Source organism: Streptomyces sp. NPDC059788 (assembly GCF_042732265.1).
In the GTDB taxonomy this organism is placed as follows: Bacteria; Actinomycetota; Actinomycetes; order Streptomycetales; family Streptomycetaceae; genus Streptomyces.
In genome coordinates, this window is record NZ_JBHWHY010000024.1 from 96,570 (window position 1) to 109,513 (window position 12,944).

14 protein-coding genes are annotated in these 12,944 nt (G+C 71.7%); 4 read left to right on the forward strand and 10 right to left on the reverse strand.

From position 1 onward, the window contains the following. Window positions 1–34: 34 nt before the first annotated feature. From ccsB to hemL, 7 genes are all read right to left on the reverse strand, one after another. Window positions 35–1,126 carry a c-type cytochrome biogenesis protein CcsB gene (gene ccsB, locus ACFV57_RS21970; protein WP_385234709.1) on the reverse strand — a complete coding sequence of 364 codons (1,092 nt, stop codon included), beginning with the start codon at window positions 1,124–1,126 and terminating at the stop codon, window positions 35–37. Next, window positions 1,123–2,952 carry a cytochrome c biogenesis protein ResB gene (locus tag ACFV57_RS21975; protein WP_385234712.1) on the reverse strand — a complete coding sequence of 610 codons (1,830 nt, stop codon included), beginning with the start codon at window positions 2,950–2,952 and terminating at the stop codon, window positions 1,123–1,125. Before ACFV57_RS21975 ends, ccsB begins: the two co-directional genes overlap by 4 nt. 3 nt (window positions 2,953–2,955) lie before the next feature. Next, window positions 2,956–3,720 (reverse strand): cytochrome c biogenesis CcdA family protein, encoded by a 765-nt coding sequence (locus ACFV57_RS21980; RefSeq protein ID WP_385234715.1) that lies wholly within the window; start codon window positions 3,718–3,720, stop codon window positions 2,956–2,958. A 4-nt stretch (window positions 3,721–3,724) separates the two neighbouring features. Further along, window positions 3,725–4,339: a TlpA family protein disulfide reductase gene (locus ACFV57_RS21985; RefSeq protein ID WP_385234718.1), complete on the reverse strand. Its 615-nt coding sequence runs from the start codon at window positions 4,337–4,339 to the stop codon at window positions 3,725–3,727. Window positions 4,340–4,573: 234 nt separating this feature from the next. Continuing rightward, window positions 4,574–5,791: a hypothetical protein gene (locus ACFV57_RS21990; RefSeq protein WP_385234721.1), complete on the reverse strand. Its 1,218-nt coding sequence runs from the start codon at window positions 5,789–5,791 to the stop codon at window positions 4,574–4,576. A gap of 185 nt (window positions 5,792–5,976) precedes the next feature. Continuing rightward, window positions 5,977–6,657: a histidine phosphatase family protein gene (locus tag ACFV57_RS21995; RefSeq protein WP_385234725.1), complete on the reverse strand. Its 681-nt coding sequence runs from the start codon at window positions 6,655–6,657 to the stop codon at window positions 5,977–5,979. A 38-nt stretch (window positions 6,658–6,695) separates the two neighbouring features. Further along, window positions 6,696–8,003: a glutamate-1-semialdehyde 2,1-aminomutase gene (hemL, locus tag ACFV57_RS22000; RefSeq protein WP_385234728.1), complete on the reverse strand. Its 1,308-nt coding sequence runs from the start codon at window positions 8,001–8,003 to the stop codon at window positions 6,696–6,698. 270 nt (window positions 8,004–8,273) lie between these two features. On the opposite strand from hemL, the gene ACFV57_RS22005 reads away from it, so the two are divergent. The 4 genes from ACFV57_RS22005 (at window position 8,274) to ACFV57_RS22020 (ending at window position 10,720) form a co-directional block, all read left to right on the forward strand. Further along, window positions 8,274–8,825 (forward strand): hypothetical protein, encoded by a 552-nt coding sequence (locus tag ACFV57_RS22005; protein ID WP_385234731.1) that lies wholly within the window; start codon window positions 8,274–8,276, stop codon window positions 8,823–8,825. Window positions 8,826–8,841: 16 nt separating this feature from the next. Next, complete coding sequence (locus ACFV57_RS22010; RefSeq protein WP_385234734.1) at window positions 8,842–9,708, forward strand: serine hydrolase domain-containing protein; 867 nt, start codon at window positions 8,842–8,844, stop codon at window positions 9,706–9,708. A 200-nt stretch (window positions 9,709–9,908) separates the two neighbouring features. Continuing rightward, on the forward strand, window positions 9,909–10,433 hold the full coding sequence (locus tag ACFV57_RS22015; protein WP_385234737.1) for an STAS domain-containing protein: 525 nt from the start codon (window positions 9,909–9,911) through the stop codon (window positions 10,431–10,433). Between the two features lie 56 nt (window positions 10,434–10,489). Then, the gene (locus tag ACFV57_RS22020; RefSeq protein ID WP_385234740.1) at window positions 10,490–10,720 is read left to right on the forward strand and encodes a hypothetical protein; all 231 of its coding nucleotides are present in this window, start codon (window positions 10,490–10,492) and stop codon (window positions 10,718–10,720) included. A 47-nt stretch (window positions 10,721–10,767) separates the two neighbouring features. Here the strand turns inward: ACFV57_RS22020 and ACFV57_RS22025 are convergent, their stop codons facing one another. The 3 genes from ACFV57_RS22025 to ACFV57_RS22035 all read right to left on the reverse strand — a co-directional run bounded on the left by ACFV57_RS22025 (window position 10,768) and on the right by ACFV57_RS22035 (window position 12,845). Beyond that, a complete protein-coding gene (locus tag ACFV57_RS22025; RefSeq protein WP_385234743.1) occupies window positions 10,768–11,562 on the reverse strand; it encodes an SDR family NAD(P)-dependent oxidoreductase in 795 nt (264 codons plus the stop codon). Continuing rightward, the gene (locus ACFV57_RS22030; RefSeq protein ID WP_385234746.1) at window positions 11,550–12,056 is read right to left on the reverse strand and encodes a cupin domain-containing protein; all 507 of its coding nucleotides are present in this window, start codon (window positions 12,054–12,056) and stop codon (window positions 11,550–11,552) included. Before ACFV57_RS22030 ends, ACFV57_RS22025 begins: the two co-directional genes overlap by 13 nt. Before the next feature lie 144 nt (window positions 12,057–12,200). After that, window positions 12,201–12,845, reverse strand: a complete 645-nt coding sequence (locus tag ACFV57_RS22035; protein WP_385234749.1) for a TetR family transcriptional regulator — start codon at window positions 12,843–12,845, stop codon at window positions 12,201–12,203. Between the last annotated feature and the right edge of the window lie 99 nt (window positions 12,846–12,944).

Consider the following 12,944-nt stretch of genomic DNA (forward strand, 5'->3'; position numbering starts at 1 on the left):
CTCAGCGCCGCTGGCGATTGCCACGCCGGCCGGATCAGACCCCCGAGTACGAGTGCAGTCCCGAGAAGAAGTAGTTCACGACGTAGTAGTTGAAGATGTACGTCACGAAGGCGAACAGGCCCAGGTAGGCGGCCTTGCGGCCCTTCCAGCCGGCGGTGGCGCGGGCGTGGAGGTAGGCCGCGTAGGCGACCCAGGTGACGAAGGACCAGATCTCCTTGGAGTCCCAGCCCCAGTAGCGGCCCCAGGCCTCACCGGCCCAGACCGCGCCCGCGATGATCGTGAAGGTCCACAGCGGGAAGATCGTGGCGTTCACGCGGTAGGAGAACTTGTCCAGGCTGGCCGCCGCGGGCAGCCGCTCCATGACGGAGGTGGCGAAGGCGCCGGGCTGCTTGCCGGACGGGTCGGCCAGCTTGCTCTCGTAGCGGTCGCGGAAGAGGTAGAGCAGCGTGGAGACGGCGCCGAGGTAGAGGAACGCGCCGGAGATGATCGCGCAGCTGACGTGGATCCACAGCCAGTACGAGTGCAGGGCCGGGACCAGCTGGGAGCTGTCGGTGTAGAGCCAGGTGACGGCCACGCCGAGGTCCAGCAGGACGGTGGCGGTCAGCAGCAGGCCGATCCAGCGGACGTTCTTCTTCAGGGCGAGCAGGACGAGGTACGCGGCCACCGCGACCATGCCGAAGGTCGTGGAGAACTCGTACATGTTGCCCCAGGGGGCACGCTGCACGGACAGGCCGCGGGTGAGGACGCCGCCGAAGTGGATCAGGAACGCGAGGGTGGTCAGCGAGATGGCGATCCGGCCGTAGAGGTCGCCCTTCTCGGTGCCGCCCGCGGCGCCGGGGCCGTCCGGGACGTCCCGGCTGCCGTTCGAGGCGCGGGTGACGACCTTGGGCCGCTCCAGTACGGCCGTGCCGCCGCCCTGCTCCGCCGCCCTGCCCGCCGCCTTGGCGGGGGCGGGCACCGTGGCGGTCAGGGCCGCGGCGGTGCGGCCGACCTTGCTGCGGCTGCCGAAGGCCCACTCGGCGAGGTGCGCGAGGAAGGCGAGGGTGTAGACGGCCATGGCCGAGTAGATCAGCACGTTGCTGATACTGGCCAGGTTCTCGTTGGTGGCTGCGGCAGCGATGTTCACGCGCGCGCTCCTTCGGAGGGATCAGCAGGATCGGCGGAGTCGGAGGACTTCGCGACGGAGTCGGAGGCGTCGGAAGGCCCGGAGGGCTTCGCGGCGGAGTCGGAGGGCTTCGCCTCGTCTTCGGGGGCGGTGGGGGTGGGGGCGGAGGTGCCGGTGGATTTCTCCGGGGCGGTGGAGGGCTCCTGCCGGGCGGCCAGGGGGGCGTCCGGTTCCAGTGCCTGCGCGAGGTCCGCCAGTTCCTCCGGCAGGCGGGCGGACTCGCTGCGGCCCAGGCCCGCCAGCTCGACGACGGTCACGCCGTCGGCGCCCCGTACGGCCCGTACCCACACCCGGCGGCGCTGGATGAACAGCGAGCCGGCCAGGCCCAGCAGCACGGCGACCGCGCCGATCAGGGCGAGGCCGTTGCCGGGCTGGTGGGAGACCTGGAAGGTGGCCCACTGCTTGACGCCGACGAACTTGATGCTGCCGTCGCCGCCGGGCAGCTTCATGGTCTCGCCGGCCCGCATCATCTGGGCGACGGCGCGGCCGTCCTGCTTGTACTGCTTGAGCTTCTTCTTCTCCAGCTGGTACACGCTCTGCGGCAGCCCGGAGTCCACCCCGAGGTCGCCGTGGTACGCGGTCAGCGTCAGCCGCGGATTGTCCAGCGCGGGGAACGTGGAGAACATCGAGCCCGAGCCCTCGCCGCCGAACGTCGGCGCGAAGAAGCCGGAGAAGCCGAGCTGGTTGCGCTCGCCCTCCTTGGTCTGCGCGTTGGGCACCTTGATCACGCCGGTGGAGGTGAAGTTCTGCATGTCCTGCGTCAGGAACGGCACCGCGCCGCTGTAGACCTTCTTGCCGCGGCCGTCGGTGACCTCGACCACCGGCGCGTAGCCGTGGTTGAGCAGGAAGACCTTGGAGTCCGCGATCTCCAGCGGGTGGTTGACCTCGATCTTGCCCTGGTGTTCCGTGCCGTCCGCGCCCTGGAAGTACGAGATGTTGGCGCGGAACTCGCGCGGGGTGCCCTTCTGGGGGCCGGTGCGCTCGTAGGACGCGTCGAAGCTCTTGAGCGAGAAGCCGAACGGTTCGAGGTCGTCGGTGTCGTAGAAGGCGCCCGACTTGAAGTTGTCGTACTGGGTGAGGCTGTTGGCGAAGCCGTCGCCCTCCACGATCAGCTTGCCGCCCTCGGACTTCCACAGGCTGCCGACGGCGACCGCCACCAGGATCACGATCAGCGAGATGTGGAAGACGAGGTTGCCGGCCTCGCGCAGGTAGCCCTTCTCGGCGGCGACCGCGTCACCGACGGTGTGGGCCCTGAAGCGGCGCTTCTTCATCAGGCGCCGGGCGGCACCGAGCACCTCTTCGGGCTCCCGGTCCGTACGCCACGTCGTGTACGCGGGCAGCCGGGTCAGCCGGCGCGGGGCGCCCGGCGGGCGGCTGCGCAGCTGGCCGACGAACTGCCACGTGCGGGGCACGATGCAGCCGATCAGCGAGATGAACAGCAGCAGGTAGATCGCGGAGAACCACACCGAGCTGTAGACGTGGAACAGGCCCAGCTTGTCGTAGACCGGCGCCAGCGTCGTGTGGTCGGCCCGGAACTGCTCGACCTTGGTCGGGTCGATGCTGGTCTGCGGGACGAGCGAGCCGGGGATGGCCCCCAGGGAGAGCAGGAAGAGCAGGATCAGCGCGACCCGCATCGAGGTCAGCTGCCGCCAGAACCACCGGGCCCACCCGATCGGCCCGAGGGACGGCAGGGAGACCTCCTCCTCGGGCGCGGTGGACAGCTGCGAGCCCGCGGCGCCGACATCGGCGTCGTCGGGCTCGCGGGAGGTGTCGGTCTTGGTGGACATCAATCAGATCCCTGGGGTGAAGCTGCTGGACCAGCGCTGCAGGCCGGACATCAGGTCGGCCCATACGCCGGTGAGGAGCAGGACGCCCAGCGCGACCATCATGCCGCCGCCGAGCCGCATCACCCACACGTAGTGGCGCTTGACCCAGCCGAAGGCGCCGAGCGTCTTGCGGAAGGCCAGCGCGACGGCGATGAAGGGCAGGCCCAGCCCCAGACAGTAGGCCACGGTCAGCAGGGCGCCGCGCCCGGCACTGCCCTGGTCGATGGCGAGCGAGCTGACCGCGGTGAGCGTCGGGCCCAGGCAGGGCGTCCAGCCGACGCCGAAGAGCACGCCGAGGACCGGCGCGCCGGCCAGGCCCATGGCGGGCTTCTTGTGGAAGCGCAGTTCGCGCTGGCCGAAGTTCTTCAGGACGCCGGCGAAGGCCAGGCCGAGGAGGATCAGCAGGACACCGAGGACCTTGTTGATCAGCGACTGGTGTTCCTGGAGCTTGCTGCCGAAGTAGCCGAAGAGGGCGCCGGTGGAGACGAAGACGGCGGTGAAGCCGAGGACGAAGAGGGAGGCGCCGGCGAGCATCCGGCCGCGTTTGGCGTCGGCGAGGTCCGTACCGGTCACGCCGGTGACGTAGGACATGTAGCCGGGTACGAGCGGCAGCACGCAGGGCGAGAAGAAGGAGACCAGGCCGCCGAGCAGGGCGACGGGCACGGCGAGCAGCAGCGCGCCCGAGGTGATGGTGGCGGCGGGGCCGGAGGCGGCGGCGAGCGTGATCACGTGATCACTTCTCGTCGATCAGCGGTTGCACCATCTTGCGCAGCTCGTCCTCGCCGAGCGGGCCGATGGAGCGGGCCGCGATCTTCCCCTGGCGGTCCACGGCGATGGTGGAGGGGATGGCCTGCGGGTTGAGGCTGCCCTTGGGGAAGCGCAGCATCAGCTTGCCGGTCGGGTCGAAGAGGCTCGGGTAGGGCATCTTGTGCTGGTCCTCGAAGCTGACCGCCTGCGACTTCTGCGAGTCGCGGGTGTTGATGCCGACGAACTGGACGCCCTTGGCCTTGGTCTCGTTCGCGACCTTGGCGAAGTTGGCGGCCTCGGCGATGCACGGGCCGCACCACGAGCCCCAGACGTTGAGGACGACGACCTTGCCCTGGTAGTCGGCGATGTCCAGCTTCTCACCGCGGGTGGTCTCGCCGGAGATGTCGGGCACGGCCTTGCGGTCCTTCTTCGCGACCGTGTCGACTCCGTCCTTGCCCTCGACGAACTGGGTCTGTTCGGAACCGCCCGAGGTGCCCTCGCCGCAGGCGCTCAGCGTCAGCGCCGCGAGCGCGGCGCCCGTGGCGAGCAGGGCGGTGCGGCGATGACTGGCGAGTCGTCGGGGGACGCGGCAGGCACTCATGTGAAAAGTTTCGCATGGGGCCGCGGCGGATCTTCCGCGCCCCCCTCACCGGGGCCGTACCGGTCATGTCGGGGCACGTCAGGCGGTGTGCGGGCCCGGGCGCGTCGGCGATCCGGGGCGGAAACGGGGACGGGCCGAGGCGCGCCGCCCCGGCCCGTACGTCCGCCCGGCCCGTACCCCGTACGGACCCGGGCGCCCGCCCCGTGCGGACTCACGCGCCCGCCCCGTGCGGACTCACGCGCCCGAGAGGAACGCCTTCCAGCCGCCGGACGGCTTACGGCCGACCGGCAGGCCCTGGAGCTTGGCCACGACCTTCGGGTCCTGGACGTCCAGCCAGTCGGTGAACTGGCGGAACGAGACCAGGCGCACGTCCTTGCGCTTCTCGTCGGCGATGTGCTTCAGCGCTTCCTCGACGGCGTCCATGTAGATGCCGCCGTTCCACTGCTCGAAGTGGTTGCCGACGAACATGGGCGCGCGGTTGGTCTCGTAGGCGCGCTCGAAGCCCTTGATGTACGCGCCGGCGGCCGCCGCGCGCCAGGCCGGGTAGTTGGCCGGCGGGCCCTTGGTCGAGTTCTTCGACTGGTTGGCGAGGATGTTGTAGTCCATGGACAGGACCTCGAACCGGTGTCCGGGGAAAGGTATCTGCTGGAGCGGGAAGTCCCACAGGCCCATCTTCTTCTTGGGCCACATCTGCAGGCCGCCCGGCGAGCTGGCGTCGTAGCGCCAGCCCAGCTTCCTGGCGGTCGGCAGCAGGTTCTCCTGGCCGAGCAGGCACGGCGTACGGCCGCCGATCAGTTCCTTCTTGTAGTCGAAGGGCAGCGGCTCAAGGTCGGTGAACCCGGTGTTGGTGCGCCACTTCGTGACGAAGTCCATGGCCTGGTCGATCTCCGACTGCCACTGGGCCGGGGTCCAGTGCTTGACCGAGGTGCGCGCCTCGCCGCAGAAGTGACCGTTGAAGTGGGTGCCGATCTCGTGGCCCTCCAGCCACGCCTCGCGCACGTTCTTCAGCGTCGCCTTGATGTGCTCGTCGGAGAGGTAGCCGATGTCGGAGGCGCCGACCTTGTTGTTCGGCGGGCGGTAGAGGTGCTTCTTCGACTCCGGCAGGCAGTAGAGCCCGGACAGGAAGAAGGTCATCGCCGCGTTGTGGTCCTTGGCCAGCTTGCGGAAGCGCGGGAAGAGGCCGTTGCCGACCTCGCCCGCGCCGTCCCACGAGAAGATCACGAACTGCGGCGGGGTCTCGCCGGGCTCCAGCCGGCGCGGCTTCTCCGGCTGGTGGGGCTGCGGGCCGGCGTCCGCCGTCGAGCCGTCGCCGATCGGCTTGGCCTTGGCCTGCACGGCGTTCTTGCCCTTGTCGGTGCCGGACCCGGAGCCGGCGGAGCAGCTCGCGACGCCGAGCGCCGCGGCCGCACCCACTCCCATACCCAGCACGTTCCGCCGACTCATCGCGCGCATACCGTCGTCCCATCCGTACTCGTCACACTCAATATCCGTATAAACGGACATTGAGTAAGAGGGTTTGTCGAACACGGAGGTTCCGAGCTAATGGCGCAAATCTCTTATTTTACTCGTTGATGACATCACGCCACACCGGCCTCTCGCGTCTCTCACACCACAAGATGCGAAAAGCCGGTCCGGCGTCACGCCCCGAAGGCCTTGGATTTTCCCGCCGCCGGCTTGGCGCCCGCGCGCAGGTGCGCCGGCACCAGATCGAGCGCCGGCTCGCTGTAGCCCACTGAAATGATCTTGTCGCCGCGGAAGGTGAAGGCCGTCAGCGAGGCGAGCGTGCACTGCCGCTTGCGCGGGTCGTGCCACAGCCGCCGCCGCTCGGCGAAGCTGCGCACCACCCAGATCGGCAGCTGGTGGCTGACCGCCACCGCCTCGTGCCCGCGGGCCGCGTCGCGCGCCGCGCCGAGCGCCGCCATCATCCGTACGACCTGCTCCAGATACGGCTCGCCCCACGACGGCCGGAACGGGTTGGTCAGGTACTTCCAGTTCCCCGGCTTCTTCAGCGCGCCGTCACCGACCCCGAAGGTCTTGCCCTCGAAGACGTTGGCCGCCTCTATCAGCCGTTCGTCGGTGGCCAGGTCGAGGCCGTGCGTCTTGGCGATCGGCGTCGCGGTCTCCTGCGCCCGCTCCAGCGGGGACGCCACGACGTGCGTGACGTCCCGTCCCGCCAGGTGCTCCGCGACCCGGTCGGCCATGCTCCGGCCCAGCTCCGAGAGGTGGTAGCCGGGACGCCGCCCGTACAGCACGCCCTCGGGGTTGTGCACCTCGCCGTGCCGCATCAGATGTACGACGGTGATGTCTTCGCTGCTCATGTCACCCATCTTCCGGTCCGCCGCGCCGTCCGCCGCGCTCACGCGCCCGCTTCGGCGGCGGCCCGCGCGGCCGACGGCAGGGCCGCGGCGATCCGCTCGACCGCCCGCTCGTCGTGGGCGGTCGAGACGAACCAGGACTCGAAGGCGGACGGCGGCAGGTAGACGCCCTGGGAGAGCATCGAATGGAAGAAGGCGGTGAAGCGGAACGCCTCCTGCGCCTTGGCCGAGGCGTAGTCCGTCACGTCCTGGTCGGTGAAGGCGAACGAGAACATGTTGCCCGCGACCTGGAGGCGGTGCGCGACGCCCGCCTTCGTGAGCGCGTCGGCGACCAGCGAGCGCACCTGCTCCGAGACCGCGTCGACCTTCGCGTACGCCGCCTCGTCCAGCAGCTTGAGCTGGGCGACGCCCGCGGCCGTGGCGACCGGGTTACCGGACAGGGTGCCCGCCTGGTAGACCGGGCCGGCCGGGGCGAGGTGGGCCATCACGTCGGCGCGCCCGCCGAACGCCGCGGCCGGGAAGCCGCCGCCCATGACCTTGCCGAAGGTCATCAGGTCGGGCCGGACGCCGTCGATGCCGTACCAGCCGGTGCGGCTGACCCGGAAGCCCGTCATGACCTCGTCGGAGATGTACAGCGCGCCGTTGTCGGCGCACAGGTCCTTCAGGCCCTGGTTGAAGCCGGGCAGCGGCGGGACGACGCCCATGTTGCCGGCCGCCGCCTCGGTGATCACGCAGGCGATCTCGCCGGGGTGCGCGGCGAAGGCGGCCCGTACGGCCTCGATGTCGTTGTACGGCAGCACGATCGTGTCACCGGCCTGCGCGCCCGTGACGCCGGGCGTGTCCGGCAGCCCGAAGGTCGCGACGCCGGAGCCGGCCGCGGCCAGCAGCGCGTCCACGTGCCCGTGGTAGCAGCCGGCGAACTTCACGACCTTGGTCCGGCCGGTGAAACCGCGCGCCAGCCGGATGGCGGACATGGTCGCCTCGGTGCCGGAGGAGACCAGCCGCACCTGCTCGACCGGGTCGATCCGGTCCACGATCTGCTCGGCCAGCTCGACCTCGCCCTCGCCGGGCGTGCCGAAGGAGGTGCCGCGGGCGACGGCCTCCTGGACGGCGGCGAGCACCTCGGGGTGGGAGTGCCCGAGGATCATCGGACCCCACGAGCACACGAGGTCGACGTACTCGCGTCCGTCGGCGTCGGTGAGGTACGGACCGGCACCGGACACCATGAACCGGGGCGAACCGCCCACGGCGCCGAACGCGCGCACGGGAGAGTTCACCCCGCCCGGTGTCACAACGGCCGCGCGGTCGAAGAGCGTCTGCGAAACTGGGGCTTCATAGGGAAAAGGCACTGTGATCCTGACCTGCACAAACGTAGGAGGGGGCGGCGACGGGCGGCGGCACCCGGGCGGAGCGCGGAGCGGGAAACCCCTCGCTGCCGACCAGGTGTCAGACCCCGCGAGTCTGCAAAACTGGGGCAACGTACGAGTAAGTCACGCAAGCAATGGTCTCAGAGGCGCACGGGGGCGCGCGGCCGGGCGTTTCACGCGCCGGTGACGGGGGAGGTCTCTGAGACGATGATCGGGTTGCGCGGCTGGGGCTGCGAGTGGTCGGGTGGAGATATGCATCGCGGTGGCGGACTGGGCGAAGGCACCGATGACCGGGGGCCTGAGCGCGACCAGCGGGGCCGCCACCGGCGCGAGGAGATCAAGGGCGGGGGAAACAGAGGCGGCCGCATGGGGGTGACGTACAAGTACTTCGGCGCGCCGAACGGTGCCACGGCGGCGCGCGTGCCGATCTCGATGCGGCCCGAAGAGCTCGGCGGCGACGAGCTCGGCATGGGCGGCATGTTCACGAAGATCAAACCGGAGACGATGGCCGCGATGGTCCTCACCGGTATAGAAGGCATACCGCTGCACAAGGTCCCCCCGCTCGAACTGGTCGTGCTGCACCCCGACTACGCCGTCGTCAAGCTCCCCATGACGGTCGTCGACCCGCTGCGCGGCGTCGGCGAGGAGTCGGTCGGCGCCGCGGCCTTCATCTGGTCCACGGTCCCCGACCGCGGCGGTCCCCGCGACGCCTTCACCGTCTACCAGCTGCTGCACGAGTGGCAGGACTTCTCCCACCGGCTGCACGAGGCGGGGCACCAGGCGTACTGCCTGGTGTGGCCGTGACCCGAGCGGGCCCGTGATGCCTGACGAGCGGCGCCGGCGGCGCGCCCGGACCGTGATCCTGCGCCCGTCCGCCCCGCCCCGCCTGACGGGCGGGCACCGGACGGACGCGTACGTCGAGATCGGCTCCGTGACCAAGGTGCTGACCGGCACCGCGCTGGACCGGCTGGCCGCGGACGGCGTGCTGACGCCGGACGATCCGGTGGAACGCTGGCTCGACGCGCCCCGGGGCACCGGCATCACCCTGCGCCATCTGGCGGAGCACACCTCGGGCCTGCCGAGGCTGCCTCCGCTGCGCCTGCCGCGCCGGGACCCGTACCGCCGCTTCGACGCGGCGGCGCTGCGCTCGCTCGTGAACCGGCTCGACGCGCTCGCCACCGCCGCTCCCGGCACGACCGAGGAGTACTCCAACTTCGGTTACGCCGTCCTGGGAGCCGCGCTAGCCGCTGCCGCCGGGGAGCCGTACGAGCGGGTCGTACGGCGCTGCGTGCTCGACCCGCTGGGCATCGAGGAGATGACCGCGCGCCCGCCCGCCGACCGGGTGCTGACGGGCACCGGCCGCTGGGGCCGGCCGCGCGCCCCCTGGACGATGGACGGCGCCGTCCTGCCCGCCGGGGGCTACTGGGCCACGCCGACCGCCGTCGCCGCGCTGACCCGCGCCCTGCTGGCCGACCGGGTGCTCGGCCCGCCCGCCCTGACCTGGCGTCAGGACGGCCCGGTCATCTGGCACAACGGCGGCACCCGGGACGCGGCGGTCTTCACCGGGCTGCACCGGGAGAGCCGGGAGTGGGTGGTCGTGCACTGCCTCGACGGCGGCGTGGACGAAGCCGACCGGACCGGGGTGCGGCTGCTGATGGACGAGGGGCGGACGGCGGACGGGGGGTGACGGGACGGCCGGTCCGCAACGGGCCCCGCGATGCGGGTGATGCGCCGTCATGCCGCTCCCGTATGCGGCCGGTCGGTCACGAGTGCCGCGCGGATCGGACACGCACGCTGTTCGTGCCCCGCGCGGCGGACTACCCTGGGGAAAGCAGCCCGAGTCCCCGGCAGCGCGGTAGTCCGTCCGCTCCGAGGAGGCGCGTGGTGATGGCAGAACCCGGAACATCCGTCGACTTCCCGCGCGTCGGCGCGGTGGGCTCGCGGGTGCCCCCGACCCGTCACCACGTCCGGCACGCACCGGCGCCGTTCCCCGAGCCGGCCGGCCCGCCGGGCCCCGCACCGGACCAGGTGCCCCCGTCCCCCACCCCCTCCCCGTACGGGGACAGCGACTTCGCGGTCCTCATCGTGCGCGGCAGGATGGACCTCGCGAACCTGCCCAGCCTGCGCGAACGTCTGCGGCGCCTGCCCCGCGACCCGGGCAGCCTGCTGATCGTCGACCTGTCCGAGGTCACCGTCTGCTGTGCGCTCGCCCTCGGGCCGCTCGTCGCCGCGGCCAGGCGGGCCCGCTCCCAGGGCGGTGACCTGCGGCTCGTCCAGCCAAGTCCCGCCGTCCTCACGGCCTTGCAGACCAGTGGGCTGAACCGGCTGCTGCCGGCCTTCCCCGGCCTGGACACCGCGACCGGGACCGTGACCACGGCGCCGCCCCGCCCGTCGGCCGGGGCCGTGGCCTAGGGAGCGTCCAGGGCGGGACGCCCCCGGCCCACCGCACTCTCTGTGGGAGGTGCGCAGTGTTCCCGCTCCTGCTCGTCTCGTTCCTGCTCACGGTCGCCGCCGGATTCGTGAACCCGATGTGGTGGCTGGCCTCCGCCGTCCTGCTCTATCTCGCCGTGCGCTACCGCCAGGGCTATCTGAGCTACGACGCGGAGTACCGCGCCTACCGGGAGCGCCGTATCCGCCAGGACCGCTACGACCGGCGGTACCGGGCGGAGCGGGGCAACCGCGCGGCGAAGGGCAAGTAGACCGCCGGGGCCGGGGCCGGCGGTCACGGCGGTCCCGGCCCCGGCCGTCACCAGGTGGGCCGGGCCGACACCCCGCCGTCCACCACCAGGTCCTGGCCCGTCACCCACGAGGCCATCGGCGAGGCGAGGAAGACGCACGCGTCGCCGACGTCCTCGGGGCGGCCCAGCCGGCCGGCCGGTGCGGCCCGCCGGTAGCGGGTCACGCCGTCGGGCCAGGCCTCCGCCAGCCCTTCGCGGTCGATCAGGCCCGGCGAGACGCTGTTGACGCGGATGCCGTCGGGCCCGTACTCCAGCGCGGCCGAGCGGGCGTGCATCACGACGGCCGCCTTGGACGCGCAGTAGTGGGCGTGGTCCGGGGCGGGCTGGTGTGCCTGGATGGAGGCGATGTGGGTGATCGAACCGCCGCCGCCGTCCCGCATCGCCGCGGCGGCGGCCTGGGTGCAGGCGAAGGTGCTCAGGACGTTGGTGTCGTTGACCGCGCGCCAGTCGGCGACGGTCATGGACGCCAGATCCTGGTCGGGCTGCACGCCCGCGCCGTTCACCAGGGCCGTGAGTCCGCCGCGCCAGTCCGCCGCCGTGCGCACCAGGCGGTGGCACTCCTCCTCGGCGGACAGGTCGGCGCGTACGGCCAGCGCGCTGCCGCCCTGTTCCCCGATACGGGCCACGAGCGCGTGGGCGGCGGTGGCGTTCGTACGGTAGTGGGCGACCACGGCGGCGCCCGCGGCGGCGAAACGCAGGGCGATGCCGGTGCCGAGGCAGCCGCCCGCGCCGGTCACCAGGGCCACCTGGCCCGCGAGGGACGGCAGCGCCGGGCTGCCCGCGGTGGCGGTCACGGGCGGCACAGCGCGGTGATCCGCGCCGCCTCCCGGGGATAGCGCGCGGTCAGTTCGGCGGCGTCCCCGTGCTCGTAGGTGTCGGAGGTGAAGCCGGGGGCCATGGTGCAGCCGAACAGCGACCAGGCGCCGCCGTCGGCGACCTCGGCGGCCATCCACGTCCCGGCGGGCACCGTGAACTGCACGTGCTGGCCGGCCAGCACGTCCGTGCCGAGCACGACCGTACGGGCGTCGCCGGAGGGTTCCAGCAGCAGCATGGCGAGCGGGTCGCCGAGGTAGAAGTGCCAGACCTCGTCGGCGGGCAGGCGGTGCAGCGCGCTGTAGTCGCCGGGGTCGGAGGTGAGCAGGGCGACGATCGCGGTGCCCTCCGGCCCTCCGGCGGCGCGCTCGGGGCCCGCCCAGGTCTGCCGGTAGCGCCCGCCTTCGCGGGGCAGCGGCTCCAGCCCGTAGAGCTCGACGAGCTCCTGGGGCGACGGCGATGACGCGGACGGCTGCCGGGCCATGCGTCTCCTTCCCGGTCCTCTGCGGATACGGCCGTACGCATCCCTTTACGCATACGGCTGTGCGTACGGCTGGTACGGCCACCACCGTAGGCATGGCGGTGCTGCCGCGTCCGGAGATCGCGAAAGGCGGCCGGGAGCGCGCCGTTACGGGTGCTCGGCGGTCAGGTAGCGCTGGACGGTGGGCGCCAGCCAGTTCACGATCTCCTCGTTGGTGAAGTCGACGGCGGGCGGCAGACACAGCACGTACCGCAGCATGCCCATGCCCACGAGCTGGGAGCCGACCAGCGCCACCCGGGCCGTCACCTCCTGCGCCGGGACCGGGCAGACCGCGGCGAGGACCGGCAGGATCTGCTCCGCGAAGACCCCGCGCAGCCGTTCGGCGCCCGCCTCGTTGGTGACGGCGACGCGCACCATCCCGGTCAGCGCCTCGTCGTGCTCCCAGCGGTCGAGGAAGTGCCGTACGAGCCGGGCGCCGAGCTGGTCGCGCGGTACGGACGTCAGGTCCGTCAGCCGCAGGTCGATCTCGGAGGCCGCGGCGAACAGGCCCGCCTTGTTGCCGTAGTAGCGCATCACCATCGACGGGTCGATGCCGGCGTCCCGGGCGATGGCGCGGATGGTGGCGCGCTCGTAGCCGTCGGCGGCGAAGCGGTCGCGGGCGGCGGCCAGGATCGCGGCGCGGGTGGCGTCGGAGCGGCGGGGGCGGTCCGACGCGGTGTCCGACGCGGCAGCCGGCGCGGTGTCCGGCTCGGCGCCCGGTACGGAGGAGACGGAGGGGACGGAATCAGCCATGCCAACAACTGTAGGCCAACAGGCGTTGACTCGCCAGCACGGCGGCCGTATCGTTGCCAACAAGCGTTGACCAACAGATGTTGACCAACAAGTGTTGGC

Coding starts and splice junctions, on each gene's coding strand:
- ACFV57_RS22010 (WP_385234734.1), top strand. CDS start 8,842: ATGCCTGACGAGCGGCGCCGGCGGCGCGCCCGGACCGTGATCCTGCGC.
- ACFV57_RS21985 (WP_385234718.1), bottom strand. CDS start 4,339: ATGAGTGCCTGCCGCGTCCCCCGACGACTCGCCAGTCATCGCCGCACC.
- ACFV57_RS21995 (WP_385234725.1), bottom strand. CDS start 6,657: ATGAGCAGCGAAGACATCACCGTCGTACATCTGATGCGGCACGGCGAG.
- ACFV57_RS22030 (WP_385234746.1), bottom strand. CDS start 12,056: ATGGCCCGGCAGCCGTCCGCGTCATCGCCGTCGCCCCAGGAGCTCGTC.
- ACFV57_RS21975 (WP_385234712.1), bottom strand. CDS start 2,952: ATGTCCACCAAGACCGACACCTCCCGCGAGCCCGACGACGCCGATGTC.
- ACFV57_RS22035 (WP_385234749.1), bottom strand. CDS start 12,845: ATGGCTGATTCCGTCCCCTCCGTCTCCTCCGTACCGGGCGCCGAGCCG.
- ACFV57_RS22005 (WP_385234731.1), top strand. CDS start 8,274: ATGCATCGCGGTGGCGGACTGGGCGAAGGCACCGATGACCGGGGGCCT.
- ACFV57_RS21990 (WP_385234721.1), bottom strand. CDS start 5,791: ATGCGCGCGATGAGTCGGCGGAACGTGCTGGGTATGGGAGTGGGTGCG.
- ACFV57_RS22015 (WP_385234737.1), top strand. CDS start 9,909: ATGGCAGAACCCGGAACATCCGTCGACTTCCCGCGCGTCGGCGCGGTG.